The sequence below is a fragment of the uncultured Nostoc sp. genome, assembly GCF_964245445.1.
Classification (GTDB): Bacteria; Cyanobacteriota; Cyanobacteriia; order Cyanobacteriales; family Nostocaceae; genus Nostoc.
This window is the reverse complement of record NZ_CAXTNE010000002.1, coordinates 15,979-33,934: the sequence shown is the minus strand read 5'-3', so window position 1 is coordinate 33,934 and position 17,956 is coordinate 15,979. Positions and strand designations below refer to the sequence as shown.

The following is a 17,956-nucleotide window of genomic DNA, read 5'->3' as shown; positions in this document are numbered from 1 at the left end:
TATTTTGACTTTTAACTTGTAATTTTTACATTTTTAACTCATCACTCCTAACTCTTAACTCCTAACTGAATTAATTTTTCCGTCTCGAAAGCAAACAAGATAGACACATGAGCATATCAATTAGACCTGACGAAATTAGCAGCATTATCCAACAACAAATCGAGCAATACGATCAAGAGGTCAAAGTTGCTAACGTTGGTACCGTCCTACAAGTAGGTGACGGTATTGCCCGGATTTATGGTCTGGAAAAGGCTATGGCTGGGGAACTCTTAGAATTTGAAGATGGCACAATTGGTATCGCCCAGAACTTAGAAGAAGACAACGTGGGTGCGGTACTCATGGGTGAAGGGCTAGAAATTCAAGAAGGTAGCTCTGTAACCGCTACTGGTAGAATTGCTCAGATTCCAGTAGGAGAAGCCTTAATTGGACGAGTTGTAGACGCATTGGGTCGCCCCATCGATGGCAAGGGAGACATCAAATCCTCAGAAAGCCGTTTGATTGAATCTCCAGCACCCGGTATCATTGCTCGTCGGTCTGTACACGAACCCATGCAAACGGGTATCACAGCTATTGATTCAATGATTCCCATCGGTCGTGGTCAACGGGAATTGATTATCGGCGATCGCCAAACCGGTAAAACTGCGATCGCGATCGACACAATCATCAACCAAAAAGAAGAAGATGTAATTTGTGTATACGTTGCGATCGGTCAAAAGGCTTCCACCGTAGCTAACGTGGTGCAGACATTGCAAGAAAAAGGCGCAATGGATTACACTATCGTCGTCGCAGCTAGTGCCAGTGAACCAGCAACACTACAATACCTAGCTCCTTACACAGGCGCAACTATTGCTGAATACTTTATGTACAAAGGCAAAGCTACCCTGGTAATTTATGATGATCTCTCCAAGCAAGCCCAAGCTTATCGCCAAATGTCACTACTGCTGCGTCGTCCACCCGGACGCGAAGCTTACCCTGGAGATGTATTCTACATTCACTCCCGCTTGCTAGAAAGAGCCGCCAAGCTGAGTGATGAATTAGGTAAAGGCAGTATGACCGCCCTACCAATCATCGAAACCCAAGCTGGTGACGTTTCGGCATACATCCCCACCAACGTAATTTCCATTACCGATGGTCAGATATTCCTATCTTCTGACTTGTTCAACGCTGGTATTCGTCCAGCTGTGAACCCAGGTATTTCTGTATCCCGCGTGGGTTCTGCGGCTCAAACCAAGGCAATGAAAAAAGTTGCCGGTAAGATTAAATTGGAACTAGCCCAATTTGACGACCTGCAAGCCTTCGCTCAATTTGCTTCTGACTTAGATAAAGCCACTCAAGACCAGTTGGCACGAGGTCAACGGTTACGCGAACTTCTCAAGCAGCCACAAAATTCGCCACTCTCAGTATATGAGCAAGTAGCAATTCTTTACGCTGGTATCAATGGTTACTTAGATGATGTGCCTGTAGATAAAGTCACCAGCTTTACCCAAGGTCTGCGGGAGTACTTAAAGACTGGTAAAACCCAGTATGCCGAAGGAGTAAGAGCCTCAAAAGCACTAGGTGATGCAGAAGAATCTGCCTTGAAAGAAGCACTTACCGAATACAAGAAGACCTTTAAAGCAGCAGCGTAATAGAGTGCTGTTAGCGGTAGCGGGGCGTTAAGCCCGTGCTGAGTGCTGAGTGCTGAGTGAGAAGAGGAGTCAAGAGTGAAGATAGATGAGCATGATGCTTACAAGTTCTCACATTTCCAATTCCTATGAAGCTTGGCATTCAGCATTTTCTGCCACTCAGGACTCAGAATTCAGGACTCAGAACTTACAGTTATGGCCAATCTAAAAGCAATACGCGATCGCATTCAGTCGGTCAAAAACACCAAAAAAATCACAGAAGCCATGCGCCTCGTAGCTGCGGCTAGAGTACGCCGGGCGCAAGAGCAAGTGCTAGCGACTCGCCCCTTTGCTGATCGCTTGGCACAAGTATTGTATGGTTTGCAAAGCCGTCTGCGCTTTGAAGAAGCAAACCTGCCACTGCTGAGAAAAAGAGAAGTTAAGTCAGTCGGGCTATTGGTAATTTCAGGCGATCGGGGTCTATGCGGCGGCTACAATAATAACGTTATCCGTCGTGCAGAAAACCGCGCCAAAGAAATCAAGGCAGAAGGTTTAAACTATCAATTTGTGTTAGTCGGGCGCAAATCTACACAGTACTTTCAACGCCGCGATCAGCCAATTGATGCAACCTATAGCGGCTTAGAGCAAATTCCCACCGCAGCAGAAGCTAATCAGATTGCCGATCAACTACTTTCCTTGTTCCTTTCGGAAGAAGTAGACCGCATCGAATTAGTCTACACCAGATTCCTTTCCTTGGTTAGCTCCCGTCCTGTAGTGCAAACCTTACTGCCCCTCGATCCGCAAGGTCTAGAAGCAGCCGATGATGAAATCTTCCGCTTGACAACCCGTGGCGGTAAATTTGAAGTCGAACGGGAGAAAGTGACTAGCCAAGTCCGCGCATTAGCTCCTGACATGATTTTCGAGCAAGATCCAGTGCAGATTCTTGATTCTTTGTTGCCCCTGTATCTGAGTAACCAGCTATTGCGAGCGCTTCAAGAATCGGCGGCTAGTGAACTAGCAGCCCGGATGACAGCCATGAGTAATGCTAGTGAAAATGCTGGTGAATTGATTAACACCCTCACGCTGTCTTACAACAAAGCCCGACAAGCTGCAATTACCCAGGAACTCCTAGAAGTTGTTGGTGGTGCTGAAGCACTAACTTAGGGTATAGCTAATTATTTATTTGTAGTGCCTTGTAATATATAGCTAATTGCTAATTATTTTAAGATTAGCAATTGGCTATTTTTAGTATTTGAGACTTTTATAGATGACATTAACGGCATACGGGCCCTTATGTACTGAGGTTTATGAAATAACTAAGCCCATTGGTCAAGATTACCCAGATATTCCATACTATATCAAACATCTTTCATCAATTGGTGGCAGAATTTTGGAGGCGATGGTGGGAACGGGACGATTACTCATTCCACTGCTAGAAGCTGGTATCAATGTTGAGGGTATTGATACTTCACCAGATATGCTTGCTGCTTGTCGAAAGCACTGTACTGACAGGAATTTAAATCCTGTTTTGCATCAAGGTTGTGTAGAAAATCTTGATATTCCTGGTAAATATAGTGCGATTGCAGTTTCCTTTGGCTCGTTTATGTTGCTAGAAAAGCGAACTGCGGCTGTGGCTGCATTGCAAGCTTTTGCTCGACATCTGGAACCACAAGGGCGAATCTTTATTGATTTAGAGTTGCCTATTGAAGATTTGAAAACAGAGAATATTGTTAAGCAGCGATGCCTACGGCGGGCAAAGCCTACGCCAATCAACTGCCCTGATGGATCAACAATCCTTTTACAATCCACATCTTGGATAGACTGGCTAAATCAACTGAATACGACTGTGATTCGCTACGAGAAGTGGAAAGAGGGCAAACTTGTTGCCACAGAATTACAAAATGTTCCTCTACATTGGTTTGGACGTGACGAGTTTATTATGTGTTTGCAAGAAAACGGCTACAAAGACATTATCCTGTGTGCCAACTATACTGATGGTATAGAGCCAACTTCATATAAAGATACCCTGTGTTTCTCAGCAGTACTGGCATAAACCAAAAATTATTGTCAGCAACACATTTCTAAAATTGCGTATTATAATTGAATTATGAAGCGCATGGGTCCGTCACGGTTTCGACAGGTTGGCGAACGCTGCTCTGTGATTCAGGTCGAGAGTGAGTCTCCTCTCGGAAATCAAAGGCTCGAAAAAAAAGTAAATGCGAATAACATCGTTAAATTTGCTCGTCGGGAAGCTCTAGTAGCTGCCTAAACACCTCTTATAGGTTCGAGCGTCTTTAGTTTGACTCCGTTAAGGACTGAAGACCAAACCCCAACGGATGCTCTAGTAAGCGTTCTCTGGTTGGCTTGCTAGCTAAGATTAAATCAGAGCATCCTACGTTCGGGATAATGAACGATTCCCGCCTTGAGGGTCAGAAAGGCTAAACCTGTGAATGAGCGGGGGGTCAATACCCAATTTGGACAGCAGTTCGACTCTGCTCGGATCCACTAGAAATAACTAACTAGTCCACCAAACAGTTTAATGTTTAGGTGGATTTTGTTTATAAGAAGACAGAACTCAGGAATCAGAATTCAGTATGAATTTTGTACGGCTGGGTTCCGCCTTCGCCCAGCGTCTTTTAGAGAGCGTCTGAATATTGGTTTAAAACTGTACTTCGTCCCGCTACGCGCTTTTGCCCCTAGCGATGCCCTGAGCAAGCCGTTGGGTGGGCGAAACTAGGATTGAAAATTTTCGCCTTACTTAATCTATCCCTTTATGGGTAGAGTATTCACCAATTCTGAATTCTGTATTCTGACTCCTGTTTATTACGTTTATTACGCAAAATGTCCCTCTTTGATGGGCGAGAGGGACAGACTTGAATGAAACTTAGACAGGGAGAGGATTGTCGAACTCACTTTAATTATTTTGTTCTTGGGGTTGTTTGCGTGCGCTTCCAAACCTCCTTCCTCTTTTTTTAAGTACCCGTCGTAATCTATCTGCGCTCAAGTTGACTTGGCGCTCAGATGCCAGTTTATTTGCTAATTGTTTAGAGTTATAAGTCTGTGACTCTTGAGCTAAACAATTTTCTAGATAAGCCAAGTCTGATTCCGAATATCGAGGTTTTCCTCCTCGGCCTGGAGCATCCCACAAACCTGCTAAACCCATCTTTTCCCAGCGATGAAGGGTTTGACGTACTGTTGAAATCGCCCAGTTCAAGCCTTTAGCAATTTGCTCATTTTTTAAGCCGCGAGTATTCAGCAGTAAAACTTGAGCGCGATCCTTAGTACGTTGAGGAACATCTTTAGCTTTTCTTAACTCTTCTAAAGTCAGCTTTTGTTCGTCAGTTAGAAAGACTTTTAATCGGCATCCCATAAACAATAACCTTTTACACAGTCAATTTTTGCGATTTTTTGATGTCTATTCACGCCTGTACACTTAATTACTTACGTATTTAATAGCACGCTGAAAAAGCTGAACTACAAGCATTAAGGATGTCGGCGTTTAAAAGCCTGCTACGTGAGAAGTATTGGCTTGAGAACACTATCAAAGTTTGCAATTTATCATCGAGAATGGATTTTTATAAAAAGTTAGGTACATCATAAATGACACCATTAACCTGTATAGGTAAATTTATTAGATAGCCAAAAGCTGTAGCTTTCAGCTATAACAATAAGAATTTATTGGTGTTGTCCTGATTAATGTTTAAAGTCCATGATAAAGGACTTTATCATTAAATTTATTAGATCATTCGTATGGTTACAGAGATTTATCGAAACTTTAAAAATGATTTTTACGCTAGTTTGCATTTAGAATGCCCAGGAAAAGGTATACAAGCCTAGTTCCTTTTTCTCCTACTCGTATCTGGATATTTGTTTTCCTTATCTCCATAAAAATATTTGTTTTCTCCTCTTTACATAAAGTTTATATTTTCCATGAAGATATTTTAGTTGAGACAAAAATCTATGCGATATCCATTATAAAAAACAGTGCTGACAGATTGTTCGATGCGGGATGAAAACAGAAGTTTATCTGACTTTTCCTACCTTTCCTACCTTTCCTACCTTTCCTACCTTTCTTACTTTTCCTACTTAATAATAGAGGATCTTAAAAAAAGTAACTTTTGATGATCAACATCTAAATCTATTCTCTTAATACCTCGATTTTGCAACATATAAATATTTTATACCACAATTAAAAAATATACTTTTGAACACTGTTATTTCCTTAGTATTCATACGTCATCTCAAAAAAAAGGTTACAATAAAAGTTATGGGCATATTCTTGTTATTTTTTATATAATAAAACCGAATTTTTTTGAATTAGGATAAAATCAAATAAATAGCAAAATCAAATACTCAGTAAAATCTGAAGAATAAAATAATAATTATTAAAAATTTTGAGTTATAATTTTTGCTAAAAAACAGCAATCATTGATACAAGTTAAAATTTAAAAAAACTGATATTTATTACAACTTAAACAAAAAATAATAGGGACAATGGAGGCAGAAGAAAAACCTGTTAATTTGCGCTTGGAGACGAATAATGGTAGCGATGTCTACGACCGGCTACGCCCACGCAGAGAACGTTCAACATCGGTTAACTATACAAACTGTAGAAATTGCTCCTAACACAACGGCGATTCGCTCTCTTGATTGGGACCGCGATCGCTTCGATATCGAATTCGGACTACAAAACGGCACAACCTACAATTCATATCTAATTAGGGGTGAACAAACAGTTTTGATTGATACTTCTCACCAGAAGTTTCGCGATCTGTATTTAGAGACTCTAAAAGGTCTTGTCAACCCCAAAACAATTGATTACATAATTGTCAGCCACACAGAGCCAGACCATAGCGGCTTGGTGGAAGATGTTCTTCAATTAGCTCCTAGAGCTACCGTTTTAGCATCAAAAGTTGCGCTTCAGTTTTTGGAAGGCTTAGTACACGATCCATTTTCTAAGCGAGTTGTCAAAACTGGCGATCGCATAGATATTGGCAAAGGACACGAAATGGAATTCGTGAGTGCGCCTAACCTGCACTGGCCGGATACAATCTTTAGCTTTGACCGCAAAACCCAAATTCTCTACACCTGTGATGCTTTTGGGATGCATTTTTGTGACGATCGCACCTTCGACGAAGATTTAGAAGCGATTGAAGCTGACTTTAGATTTTACTACGACTGCTTGATGGGCCCTAACGCTCGTTCGCTGCTGAATGCGATGAACCGGATGGGTGATCTTGGGAAGATTAATATTATCGCCAACGGTCACGGCCCGTTATTATACCACCATTTAGATGTTCTAACCGGGTGCTACGAAAATTGGAGCCAAAAGCAAGCTAAAGCAGAAACAACAGTTGGCTTGTTTTTTGTCTCAGATTATGGGTATGGCGAACGCCTTGGTCATGCAATTGCCGAAGGTATACTGAAAACTGGGATTGGGGTAGAAGTACTGGATCTGAGTACTGCTGAGAGCCAAGAAATTCAAGAACTAGCCGGCAGAGCAGCTGGCATTATTATTGGTATGCCTCCGACTACTTCTGCCGCCGCTCAAGCTAGTATCAGTTCGGTACTCGCTGTCGCCAAGAACAAACAATTTATTGGGCTGTTTGAATGTTACGGTGGGGATGATGAACCCATTGATACACTCCGCAGACAATTTCTCAACTCTGGCATCAAAGAAGCCTTCCCAGCCATTCGGATTAAAGAGGTTCCCACCGCATCAACATTCCAGTTGTGTGAAGAAGCGGGTAAAGACTTGGGACAATTGCTGGTGCGCGATCGCAACATCAAGCAAATCAAGTCCCTTGATGTCAACATGGAAAAGGCGCTGGGCCGCATTAGCAGTGGACTATATATAGTCACTACTAAAAAAGATAATGCCTCAAGTGCAATGCTGGCATCCTGGGTAACGCAAGCAAGTTTGCAACCTTTGGGATTGACAATTGCCGTTGCGAAAGACCGCGCCATTGATTCCTTAATGCAAATAGGCGATCGCTTCGTCCTCAACGTTTTGGAAGAAGGCAATTATCAAGAACTCAAAAAGCACTTCCTCAAGCGCTTGCATCCTGGTGCTGATCGCTTTGCTGGGGTAAAAACTCAAACCGCGAAAAACGGTTCTCCAATTCTAACTGATGCTCTGGCATACATGGAATGTGAAATACAGAGCAGCATGGAATGCAGCGACCATTGGATTTTATATTGCACCGTCCAAGAAGGTCGTGTCTCCAAAAACGATGGATTGACAGCCGTTCGCCATCGCAAAGTAGGTAATTACTACTAAGGGATTGGGGATTGGGGATTAGGGATTGGGTATTAGGAAAACTCTTCCCCAGTCCCCAGTCCCCAGTCCCCAGTTCCTAGTCTCTAGTCTCTGTTCCCCAACTTTTAACAGCTATGACCAATTCCAAGCCACGCGACGTACAAGTTTTACCAATTGCTACAAATACTAAAGCTATTAGAGCACGTAGTTGGTCACGTCTGCGGTTTGAAATTGAATATGCACTTGAAAGAGGTACTACCTCCAATTGCTATTTAATTGAAGCTGATAAAACCGCACTTATTGATCCACCGCCAGAAAGCTTTACCGAAATTTATTTAGAGACATTGCGGCAGACTTTAGATTTGCAAAGTTTGGATTATATAATCCTGGGTCATTTTAGTCCCAATCGAGTTGCAACCCTCAAAGCAATTTTAGAACTGGCACCACAGGTAACTTTTGTCTGTTCTCTTCCCGGTGCGAACAATTTGCGTGCTGCTTTCTTAGATTGTGATTTGAAAGTCTTGGTGATGCGGGGGAAAGAAACTCTGGATTTAGGCAAGGGTCATGTTTTAAAATTCTTACCCACTCCCAGTCCACGTTGGCCGGAAGGACTTTGTACTTACGATCAGCAAACCCAAATTCTCTATACAGATAAGTTATTTGCAACTCATCTCTGTGGTGATGAAGTGTTTGATGATAATTGGGAAGCGCTTAAAGAAGACCAGCGTTATTATTTTAACTGTCTGATGGCTCCCCAAATTCCTCATGTGCAAGCAGCTTTGGAGAAAATATCAGATTTGCAGGTGAGAATGTATGCTGTGGGTCACGGGCCCTTGGTACGCACCAGCTTAATCGAACTTACCAAAGCTTATGGAGAGTGGAGCCGTTCTCACAACGATCGCGAGATTTCTGTTGCCTTACTTTATGCTTCAGCTTACGGGAATACGGCGACTTTAGCACAAGCGATCGCTCTGGGACTAACTAAAGGTGGAGTCGCAGTTAAATCGATTAACTGCGAATTTGCCACCCCTGATGAAGTTCGCATCAACCTAGCACAGTCAGAGGGTTTTATCATTGGTTCTCCTACCATCGGTGGTCATGCGCCAACTCCCATTCATACTGCTTTAGGGATTGTGCTATCAAGCGGTGACAACAGTAAACTCGCTGGGGTTTTTGGTTCTTATGGCTGGAGTGGCGAAGCCTTTGACTTAATTGAAGGTAAACTTCGGGATGCTGGATATCGCTTTGGTTTTGACACCCTGAAGGTGAAGTTTAAACCTGATGATGTCACTCTCAAGTTTTGTGAAGAACTAGGTACAGACTTTGCCCAAGCACTGAAAAAAGCTAAAAAGGTACGCGTACCACAACAAGCCGCTACTCCAGTGGAACAGGCTGTTGGTCGGATCGTTGGTTCCGTCTGCGTGGTGACAGCGAAACTTGGAGAAGTGTCTACCGCAATGTTAGGCGCTTGGGTTTCTCAAGCCACCTTTAACCCACCTGGACTAACTGTTGCGATCGCCAAAGACCGAGCGATCGAATCTTTGATGTATCCAGGCGGTAAGTTTGCCTTAAATATTCTACCTGAAGGCAATCATCAAGATTACATGAAGCATTTCCGTAAATCTTTCGCACCTGGGGAAGACCGATTTGCTAACTTTAGTACAGCAGTTGCAGATAACGGTTGTACTGTCCTCACCGACGCCTTAGCATATTTAGAATGCTCAGTCAACCAACGTCTGGAATGTGGCGACCATTGGGTTGTGTATGCAACTGTGGATGAAGGTAAATTACTCAAGCCTGATGCTGTGACTGCCATTAACCATCGTAAAACCGGCACTCATTATTAAATAGTGAGACATTTAACTTAGGGGAAGCGCTTTAGCTTAAATATAGGCAAGGCAAAGCGTTTTATGACAAAAATTCTCTTTTTTATTGTGGGATGGACAAGATGTCCATCTCATTTTTTTGTCAAGATGCAGAGTCCGCCGAAGAGAATTTTAGTTATTGACTAAGTACAGCATTTTATTAATTCGTAGCGAATTAAATTTGGCAATACCCTGCAATGCTAATGCATCGACTGACAATACCAATGCATCGACTGACAATGCCAATGCATCAACTGACAATGCCAATGCATCAACTGACAATGCCAATGCATCAACTGACAATGCCAATGCATCGACTAACAATGCCAATGCATCGGCTGACAATGCTAATGCATCGACTGACAATGCCAATGCATCGGCTAACAATGCCAATGCATCGGCTAACAATGCCAATGCGTCCCCTTGCATTAAAAACGCTACGATTTTAGGCAAAGCTGTACTAAGCTATCTATCTTTAGACAGATATTGGAAGTTTTAAGTTTTAGATTACACACGATATACTTTTATATTACAAAACCATCTATTGTTTTAAAAAGACTCCGAGAATACTCTGGTAGATTTCTGAAATGAGGAACCACTGGCTACTAAATGTGTAGAGTGCGATCGCTCAAAGCAGATGACGGAACTGCTGTTGCTGATGTATTGCCTAGTTTACGTCCAAGAGTAGCAGCATGCTGCCCTGCGGCGAAATTATAACTGATTGAACACCAGAGTTATCAAGGAGTCAAAACCAAGTGAATCCTAATGACAGCAACATTAACAAACCATCTCTAGAAATCAATGCTTCTCGCCAGTTTACCCCTTGGCTGTATGAGCAAAACCTGAGTTTGTCCTTCACTACCTATCAAGCGGGGAAATTATTCTTCATCGGCTTGCAACCAAACGGCAAATTATCTGTATTTGAACGTAGCTTTGAGCGGTGCATGGGTTTGTATGCCAATGGCAACAGCCTCTACATGAGTTCCCTGTATCAACTGTGGCGATTTGAAAACATCATCCAACCTGGACAAAACCACCAAGGCTATGATGCTCTTTATCTACCCCAGATGAGTTATGTAACGGGAGATTTGGATATTCACGACATCGCTTTGAGCAGAGCAGAAGAAAAAGATTTAAGGCCACAAAAATTAGTATTTGTCAATACCTTATTTAGTTGTTTAGCAACAGTCAGCGAAACCCACAGTTTCGTTCCTCTGTGGCAACCAACCTTTATCAGCAAGCTAGCGGCGGAAGATCGATGTCACCTGAATGGGTTGGCAATGCAGCAAGGAAAACTTAAATATGTTACTGCCGTCAGCCAGTCAGATGTAGCAGAAGGCTGGCGGGAGCATCGGGCAAATGGCGGCTGTGTCATTGACGTAGAAAGCAATGAAATTGTATTGCGCGGACTGTCCATGCCCCACTCCCCTCGATGGCATCAGGAAAAACTCTGGCTGCTCAACTCAGGCGCGGGAGAGTTTGGCTTTGTCGATTTCAAGCGGGGAGTGTTTGAGCCAGTGGCTTTCTGTCCGGGATATCTGCGCGGTTGTGCATTTCATGGCGACTTTGCAGTAGTGGGAATTTCGCAACCCAGGCATAACAAGACCTTTAGCGGCTTGCCCCTAGACGATAAATTGCAACAAAAAAACGTTGAGCCTCGCTGTGGGTTACTAGTGATTGATCTAAGAAGCGGCGATATTGTCCATTCCTTGCGAATGGAGGGGGTAGTGCTGGAATTGTACGATGTGGTAGCACTTTTGGGGGTACGTCGTCCAATGGCGATCGGGTTTCGCAGCGACGAAATTCGCCGGGTAGTGACGGTGGGATAGGATCAAAATTTCTAATTTAGGGACTTCGAGAGAATAAAATATACAGTACTTAAAATGATAATCATTTTAAGGGTGAGAAAGCGGTTGTCGTCGGCAACCGCTTTCTCACCCCAATAAATATGTAAGATAAATGTCTGCACAAAAAAAGTTCTTAAATCCTGGAAAGAAACTATCAAGCTGAATAAATCTCGGTGTAGTTATTTTGTAATCAATAGCTTTAGTCTCAGTTGTTAATGTTAGATTTGAAGCTAACTTTTAGATTGATAAACTAATGGCTTTGTTAATACGCGAATCTAATCAAAATTCCCTTCATCAGTTGACAAAGATGGGCGGGAAACCCCTTGCGCCTTCAAATACTCAATGGGGAAGTTGTAGCGTATGTGGTGAGTGGATGCAGTTCATTGGTCAAATTGACTTAGAAGAAACGGCAATAAAAAAGGTTAGTAAACGCAAACAGTTACTCCTCATATTTATGTGTACTAATAATCCTGGGCTGTGTGATGAGTGGGATGCTGATTTAGGAGGCAATGCAGCGATATTGGTTTCTAAAACTAACCTGACAAGTCTTGAAGCACCTTGTGACAAAGAAGAATTTCTGTTAGAAGAAACATTATTAAGTCTGGATCAGTGTGATGATTCGGCTGACACTTATTGTCAAATTTTAAACCAATCTCAAAACCAAGTATGCGGCAAAATTGGTGGTGAACCATTGTGGATTCAAGCGGATGAAACTCCTATCTGTAGTTGTGGAGCTAGGATGAGGTTTGTATTTCAGTTAGAATACAGCGCCGAAATCCAGTTTGGGGATGCGGGTTCTGGATATGGCTTTGTGTGTTTAGTATGTCAACAACGGGCAAAGCTTCTTTGGCAATGTTGCTAAATGGCTCATCAAAAAAATTATTTTAAATTATCAATATAAAACTCTGCCGCCGTTATTTCCCATTCTATCCAGCCTTGTGGCTTAATAAATAAGCCCTCAATGAAATATTTTGAATAGTTTGCATGAGAATCATAGCAATACTTTCCAGACCATCTTCCCCTCGTGACAGCTTCGCTATATTTTCCCCAATTAGGATGCTCCCCTTGTCACTGGATGGGGAATCAGAAAAATAGTGTGTGCAATTTCAGTATTAAAGCGGAAACAATATAAACTCACTTACTGAAATTCCGCAATTGCCACCAGGACAACTGCAACAACAAAGTGTAGCCTTTAACTAGAAAAACAGCATCAGGCAATAGTTAGACAAAATGCCAACTATCACCACTAAACTTTTATAATATTTGTTGTTCTTATGACTCCAAAACACACCAAAATTCAATTTCCCCTTTGGCAGTATTTGAATCAGCCTTTATTTAGTCACGATACTAAATTAGTATTGAATCCCCAACGGTTTGCATTGATCTGGCGTCTTCGACTTCTAGAACGCTGCTGGGCTAGAGAATGTGATGCCAAAGGGCCTCAACAGCATTAGATACCTCAAAAGCTGTAAAACTAAGCCTTGTTCTGTAGACGAGGCTTTTTGCCATCAAGTAAAGCACTGACAGTCATATCTCCCATAACATTAATCGTGGTGCGGCAGCGATCCAGAAACCAGTCTACAGTAACTAGCAAAGCAATGTATTGAGTAGGTAAGCCTACAGAAGTAAACACCAGTGTCATCGTTACCAGTCCAGCATTGGGAATATTTGCCGCACCTACAGATGCAAAAATTGAGGTAAGAATGACAATTAACTGCTGTCCTAGAGTCAGATGTTGCCCAATCAGTTGGGAAATATACAACGCAGACATTGCTTCATAGAGGGCAGTGCCATCATTATTGAAATTTGCTCCTACTAATGCCCCCAAGGCAGCAGAAGATTCCCTTAAACCGACTTTTGTTTGCAAAACCTCAAAGGTTACGGGCATTGCCGCCGCAGAGGAAGAAGTTGAAAAAGCTGTCAAAAAAGCATCAGAACCGCCAGCGAGGAATTTTAGCGGGTGTACCCAAGAACCAAATTTTACTCTGGTGAGGTAGTAGCACGCCTGCAATAATAATGCTAACATCACCGCCACAATAAATGCACCCAAAGATTTAAACGGTGCAAATCCCTGCATAGCAATAGTTTTAGCAACAATCCCAAAGACTGCGAACGGCACTAAGGCAATTACCCAGTTGAGGATGCGGACTACTGCTTCAAATAAAATTCCGATAACATCCTCTATCGGCTGATATCCATTCTTACTTTGAGCAATTTGTTCAGATTTTAATCCCCGCAGAACGATGCCAAAACTTAGGGCAATCACAATTAGTTGAATTACATTATTATCAACTAATGGCTTCAGAACAGCTTCCGGTACAGCATCTTTGAGTATTCCCCAAGGATCAAGACTTTGAGTAGTTATTTCTGTAATTGTTGAGGTGGCTACATTGCCCCAAGTCCCAGGACGCAGCACATTTGCTACGAGAAGCCCGACTAAAATAGCTACGGTAGTGTTAGTTAAAAGTAGTACTGCTAACCGCCGTCCGGCTGTACCAGGGATATTCGTAGTCATTAAGGTGTGCAGCACCGCTACCAAAATCAGGGGCGTAGCTAGGGCGCGGAGAGCCTTTAGCACCAACTCGGCCGGAATTGCTAAATTGTTGATTAAGGTGGCATTGCTTGGATTGGGATTCCCCGCACCAAGGGCAATTCCAACGCTGACTGCGGCTACTAGGGCGATGAGAATTTGCAATGTGAGAGGGATACGCTGCCACCAAGGGCTAGCTTTGGTTTTAGCCGAAGTAGTACTCTCTGTTTGACTCATTAGTTAGATACTGGTTAACTGCTGTAACTATTAAAACAACACTTATGACAGTGATAATTTCGGAAAAAGAACAGCTTTAATTTTAGGTAAAAACTGTTAATCTAAGATTCCGTTGCTTTGCAAAACCTAGCTCAAAAGGGTACACCATCAGGTAGGCCCCTAGAGATATCTTGGCTTGTGGTTGGAGATGCTTATGTCCTTTGTCCCTTTACATATTCATAGTGACTACAGTCTGCTTGATGGAGCAAGTCAGCTACCAGAGTTGGTGGATCAAGCGATCGCACTCGGAATGAAAGCGATCGCTCTTACCGATCATGGTGTCATGTATGGAGCCGTTGAACTGATCAAAATCTGTCGTAGTCAAAATATTAAGCCGATTATCGGCAATGAAATGTATGTAATTAACGGCGATATTGAAAAACAAGAACGCCGTCCCAAATATCACCAAGTCGTTTTAGCTAAAAATACTAAAGGTTACAAAAATTTAGTCAAATTAACCACAATTTCTCACCTCAAAGGTGTTCAAGGTAAAGGAATTTTCTCTCGTCCTTGTATTAATAAAGATTTACTAAAACAATATCATGAAGGCTTGATTGTCACCAGCGCTTGTTTGGGTGGAGAAATTCCCCAAGCGATTCTCAGTGGTAGGCCAGATGCAGCCCGAAAAGTTGCTCAGTGGTATAAAGATGTATTTGGTGATGATTATTATCTAGAAATTCAAGATCACGGTTCCCAAGAAGATCGGATTGTGAATGTTGAAATTGTCAAAATTGCGCGGGAACTAGGGATTAAAATTGTTGCTACCAATGATTCGCATTTTATTTCTTGTTTTGACGTTGAAGCCCATGACGCTTTGCTATGTATTCAAACTGGCAAGTTAATTATTGAAGATAAGCGGATGCGTTATAGCGGCACAGAGTATCTCAAATCTAGCGAGGAGATGCAGCAGCTATTTCGTGACCATTTGCCGGATGATGTGATTATCGAAGCTGTAGCTACCACTGAAGAAGTCGCTGATAAAGTCGAGCCTTACCATATTATGGGTGAGCCTCAGATTCCTACACCCCCTATTCCCTCTGGTCATACTGCTGACACTTATGCTGAAGATGTTGCATGGAGTGGACTTTTAGAACGCTTAAATCGCAAATCTCGCCAAGAAGTTGATTCCGTCTATAAAGAAAGATTGGAATACGAACTGAAAATGATTCAGCAAATGGGTTTTTCCAAATACTTTTTAGTTGTATGGGACTACATCAAATTTGCTAGAGATAATAACATTCCTGTAGGGCCAGGTCGCGGTTCTGCGGCTGGTTCATTAGTCGCTTATGCAATGCGAATTACTAATATAGACCCTGTGCATCATGGGCTACTATTTGAGCGTTTTTTGAACCCAGAGCGGAAATCCATGCCTGATATTGATACGGATTTTTGTATTGAACAACGGGATAAAGTTATTGAATATGTAACTGAGAAATATGGTGCAGATAGAGTTGCCCAAATTATTACTTTTAACCGCCTAACTTCTAAAGCCGTTTTGAAAGATGTCGCCAGAGTATTAAATATTCCTTATGGGGAAGCTGATAAAATGGCGAAATTAATTCCTGTAGTCCGGGGGAAACCAACGAAACTCAAGGTGATGATTTCCGATCAAACCCCCGAACCAGAGTTTAAACAAAAATATGAGAAAGAACCCCATATTCGCCATTGGCTTGATATGGCGATGCGAATTGAAGGAACTAACAAAACTTTTGGTGTTCATGCAGCAGGTGTGGTAATTTCTGCCGATCCACTTGATGAAATTGTCCCACTACAGAAGAATAATGACGGTTCCGTAATTACCCAATATTTCATGGAAGACTTGGAATCAATGGGTTTATTGAAAATGGATTTTCTGGGTTTGCGGAACCTGACGCTGATTCAAAAGACCGTTGATTTGATTCAAGAAACGAGAGGATATCGGGTTGATCCTGATGAAATTCCCCGCCAGGAAAGAAAAGCTCAGAAGATATTAGCGAAAGGCGAACATAGTAGTCTACCTAAAGATGTACAAAAAACTTATGAATTATTAGAAGCAGGGGAGTTAGAAGGAATATTTCAATTAGAATCTTCTGGGATGCGTCAGATTGTGCGAGATTTGAAACCTTCTAATATAGAAGATATTTCTTCAATTTTGGCACTTTATCGACCGGGGCCATTAGATGCGGGACTGATTCCTAAGTTTATTAACCGCAAACATGGTCGAGAAAAGATTGATTATCAACACACCATTTTAGAACCTATATTAGACGAAACATACGGAATTATGGTCTATCAAGAGCAAATCATGAAAATTGCTCAGGATATGGCAGGATATTCTTTAGGACAAGCTGACTTGCTGCGTCGAGCGATGGGTAAAAAGAAAGTTTCTGAGATGCAAAAGCAGCGAGAAAAATTCGTGGATGGCGCAGCTAAAAATGGTGTACAAAAAAAAGTTGCGGATGAATTATTTGAGCAAATGTTGAAGTTTGCTGAATACTGTTTAAGCTATGACACGGAAATATTGACAGTAGAATATGGATTGTTGCCGATTGGAGAGATTGTAAAAAAACGCATTGAATGTACTGTGTACAGCGTTGATAATAATGGAAATATTTACACCCAACCTGTAGCACAGTGGCACGATCGCGGACAACAAGAGGTATTTGAGTATTGTTTAGAAGATGGTTCATTGATTCGGGCAACAAAAGACCATAAATTTATGACTGTTGATGGTCAAATGTTGCCAATTGATGAAATATTTGAACGAGAATTGGATTTGATGCGGGTAGATGGTTTGCCGAATTAGCCAAAGTAGAACTTTAGTAGTATGAGATTACGCTCTTGAATTAGCAGTGATCATATTTGCAAAACTAATACTTTTGTTTTTATGGTTACTGAAAGCCTCAAACAAGATCCATTGCCTGAGCAGATACTTTGGTCGCGCGATCGCTCCATTAATGGGTGTTTATTGCGGCGATCTTTATAGATAAAGGGTGATGCTATGCTTACTATAATAGGACTTACGCAAAAACCCTCTCAAACTCTCATTTCTCCGTGACCTCTGCGTCCTATGTGGTTTGTTTTCCGTTACCTGTGCGTAAGTCCTATATAAAAAGGGTTAAGGATACAGTACGATGAAAACTCGCAGCTTTGCAGTCCTCATCTATAAAGAGGACGATATGTATATAGCTGAGTGTCCCGAAGTTGGTACAGTTGATCAGGGAGAGACAATCGAACAAGCAATTGCTAGCTTGAAACAGGCAACACAGCTTTACTTAGAGGAATTTCCTCTACCTGAAACATCTCCAAGGTATATGACCAGCATTGAGATCACCTATGCCTAAGTTGCTACGAATCTCAAGTAGAGAGGCAATTCGGGCATTGGAGCGTTTGGGTTTTGAACAAATTCGACAAATCGGTAGTTATGTTGTGATGAAGAAGCAAACACCGGAAGGGACAACTTGCTGTGTTGTACCCCTACATCAAGAATTGAAGGTAGGGACATTGAGTGGCATTTTTAAGCAAGCGCAAGTTACACCGGAAGAGTTTATGGAAAATCTGTGAGCGATCGCTTTGAAAAATGATTCAACAAATTT

General features: G+C 42.1%; 14 protein-coding genes and 1 other RNA gene. 12 read left to right on the top strand and 3 right to left on the bottom strand.

What is annotated here, in order from left to right; translation table 11 throughout:
• The first annotated feature begins 107 nt into the window (after positions 1–107).
• The 4 genes from atpA (at position 108) to ssrA (ending at position 4,112) form a co-directional block, all read left to right on the top strand.
• Positions 108–1,628: a F0F1 ATP synthase subunit alpha gene (gene atpA, locus ACFE90_RS00585; RefSeq protein ID WP_375496783.1), complete on the top strand. Its 1,521-nt coding sequence runs from the start codon at positions 108–110 to the stop codon at positions 1,626–1,628.
• Between the two features lie 192 nt (positions 1,629–1,820).
• The gene (locus ACFE90_RS00580; protein ID WP_375496781.1) at positions 1,821–2,768 is read left to right on the top strand and encodes a F0F1 ATP synthase subunit gamma; all 948 of its coding nucleotides are present in this window, start codon (positions 1,821–1,823) and stop codon (positions 2,766–2,768) included.
• Between the two features lie 103 nt (positions 2,769–2,871).
• A complete protein-coding gene (locus tag ACFE90_RS00575) occupies positions 2,872–3,657 on the top strand; it encodes a class I SAM-dependent methyltransferase (RefSeq protein ID WP_375496779.1) in 786 nt (261 codons plus the stop codon).
• Between the two features lie 65 nt (positions 3,658–3,722).
• Positions 3,723–4,112: a transfer-messenger RNA gene (gene ssrA / locus ACFE90_RS00570) on the top strand.
• Positions 4,113–4,518: 406 nt separating this feature from the next.
• On the opposite strand, the gene ACFE90_RS00565 is transcribed toward ssrA, so the two are convergent.
• Complete coding sequence (locus ACFE90_RS00565) at positions 4,519–4,974, bottom strand: helix-turn-helix domain-containing protein (RefSeq protein ID WP_118167290.1); 456 nt, start codon at positions 4,972–4,974, stop codon at positions 4,519–4,521.
• Positions 4,975–6,144: 1,170 nt separating this feature from the next.
• Here ACFE90_RS00565 and ACFE90_RS00560 point away from each other — a divergent pair.
• Together ACFE90_RS00560 and ACFE90_RS00555 are read left to right on the top strand one after the other, a co-directional pair.
• Positions 6,145–7,884, top strand: coding sequence for a diflavin flavoprotein (locus ACFE90_RS00560; RefSeq protein WP_375496777.1), 1,740 nt, complete (start codon positions 6,145–6,147; stop codon positions 7,882–7,884).
• 113 nt (positions 7,885–7,997) lie between these two features.
• Entirely contained in the window at positions 7,998–9,710 is a 1,713-nt protein-coding gene (locus ACFE90_RS00555) for a diflavin flavoprotein (RefSeq protein WP_375496775.1), read from the top strand.
• A 150-nt stretch (positions 9,711–9,860) separates the two neighbouring features.
• Here ACFE90_RS00555 and ACFE90_RS00550 read toward each other — a convergent pair whose 3' ends face one another.
• Entirely contained in the window at positions 9,861–10,157 is a 297-nt protein-coding gene (locus tag ACFE90_RS00550; protein WP_375496773.1) for a hypothetical protein, read from the bottom strand.
• 326 nt (positions 10,158–10,483) lie between these two features.
• Here ACFE90_RS00550 and ACFE90_RS00545 point away from each other — a divergent pair, with 326 nt between their 5' ends.
• From ACFE90_RS00545 to ACFE90_RS00535, 3 genes are all read left to right on the top strand, one after another.
• A complete protein-coding gene (locus ACFE90_RS00545) occupies positions 10,484–11,557 on the top strand; it encodes a TIGR03032 family protein (protein ID WP_375496771.1) in 1,074 nt (357 codons plus the stop codon).
• Between the two features lie 271 nt (positions 11,558–11,828).
• The gene (locus tag ACFE90_RS00540) at positions 11,829–12,437 is read left to right on the top strand and encodes a DUF1963 domain-containing protein (protein WP_375496769.1); all 609 of its coding nucleotides are present in this window, start codon (positions 11,829–11,831) and stop codon (positions 12,435–12,437) included.
• Between the two features lie 412 nt (positions 12,438–12,849).
• Complete coding sequence (locus ACFE90_RS00535) at positions 12,850–13,029, top strand: hypothetical protein (RefSeq protein ID WP_375496767.1); 180 nt, start codon at positions 12,850–12,852, stop codon at positions 13,027–13,029.
• A 20-nt stretch (positions 13,030–13,049) separates the two neighbouring features.
• On the opposite strand, the gene ACFE90_RS00530 is transcribed toward ACFE90_RS00535, so the two are convergent.
• Entirely contained in the window at positions 13,050–14,342 is a 1,293-nt protein-coding gene (locus ACFE90_RS00530) for a dicarboxylate/amino acid:cation symporter (RefSeq protein ID WP_375496765.1), read from the bottom strand.
• Between the two features lie 193 nt (positions 14,343–14,535).
• On the opposite strand from ACFE90_RS00530, the gene ACFE90_RS00525 reads away from it, so the two are divergent.
• The 3 genes from ACFE90_RS00525 (at position 14,536) to ACFE90_RS00515 (ending at position 17,924) form a co-directional block, all read left to right on the top strand.
• Positions 14,536–17,166 carry a DNA polymerase III subunit alpha gene (locus tag ACFE90_RS00525; RefSeq protein WP_375496763.1) on the top strand — a complete coding sequence of 877 codons (2,631 nt, stop codon included), beginning with the start codon at positions 14,536–14,538 and terminating at the stop codon, positions 17,164–17,166.
• A 328-nt stretch (positions 17,167–17,494) separates the two neighbouring features.
• Positions 17,495–17,704 (top strand): type II toxin-antitoxin system HicB family antitoxin, encoded by a 210-nt coding sequence (locus ACFE90_RS00520; RefSeq protein WP_375496761.1) that lies wholly within the window; start codon positions 17,495–17,497, stop codon positions 17,702–17,704.
• A complete protein-coding gene (locus ACFE90_RS00515) occupies positions 17,697–17,924 on the top strand; it encodes a type II toxin-antitoxin system HicA family toxin (RefSeq protein ID WP_375496759.1) in 228 nt (75 codons plus the stop codon). Before ACFE90_RS00520 ends, ACFE90_RS00515 begins: the two co-directional genes overlap by 8 nt.
• The last annotated feature ends 32 nt before the right edge of the window (positions 17,925–17,956 follow it).

What these genes read in the sequence shown, in the direction of transcription:
- ACFE90_RS00555 (WP_375496775.1), top strand. Translation starts at nt 7,998, where the DNA reads ATGACCAATTCCAAGCCACGCGACGTACAAGTTTTACCAATTGCTACA.
- ACFE90_RS00575 (WP_375496779.1), top strand. Translation starts at nt 2,872, where the DNA reads ATGACATTAACGGCATACGGGCCCTTATGTACTGAGGTTTATGAAATA.
- ACFE90_RS00540 (WP_375496769.1), top strand. Translation starts at nt 11,829, where the DNA reads ATGGCTTTGTTAATACGCGAATCTAATCAAAATTCCCTTCATCAGTTG.
- ACFE90_RS00560 (WP_375496777.1), top strand. Translation starts at nt 6,145, where the DNA reads ATGGTAGCGATGTCTACGACCGGCTACGCCCACGCAGAGAACGTTCAA.
- ACFE90_RS00520 (WP_375496761.1), top strand. Translation starts at nt 17,495, where the DNA reads ATGAAAACTCGCAGCTTTGCAGTCCTCATCTATAAAGAGGACGATATG.
- ACFE90_RS00525 (WP_375496763.1), top strand. Translation starts at nt 14,536, where the DNA reads ATGTCCTTTGTCCCTTTACATATTCATAGTGACTACAGTCTGCTTGAT.
- ACFE90_RS00565 (WP_118167290.1), bottom strand. Translation starts at nt 4,974, where the DNA reads ATGGGATGCCGATTAAAAGTCTTTCTAACTGACGAACAAAAGCTGACT.
- atpA (WP_375496783.1), top strand. Translation starts at nt 108, where the DNA reads ATGAGCATATCAATTAGACCTGACGAAATTAGCAGCATTATCCAACAA.
- ACFE90_RS00580 (WP_375496781.1), top strand. Translation starts at nt 1,821, where the DNA reads ATGGCCAATCTAAAAGCAATACGCGATCGCATTCAGTCGGTCAAAAAC.
- ACFE90_RS00550 (WP_375496773.1), bottom strand. Translation starts at nt 10,157, where the DNA reads ATGCAAGGGGACGCATTGGCATTGTTAGCCGATGCATTGGCATTGTTA.
- ACFE90_RS00515 (WP_375496759.1), top strand. Translation starts at nt 17,697, where the DNA reads ATGCCTAAGTTGCTACGAATCTCAAGTAGAGAGGCAATTCGGGCATTG.
- ACFE90_RS00530 (WP_375496765.1), bottom strand. Translation starts at nt 14,342, where the DNA reads ATGAGTCAAACAGAGAGTACTACTTCGGCTAAAACCAAAGCTAGCCCT.
- ACFE90_RS00535 (WP_375496767.1), top strand. Translation starts at nt 12,850, where the DNA reads ATGACTCCAAAACACACCAAAATTCAATTTCCCCTTTGGCAGTATTTG.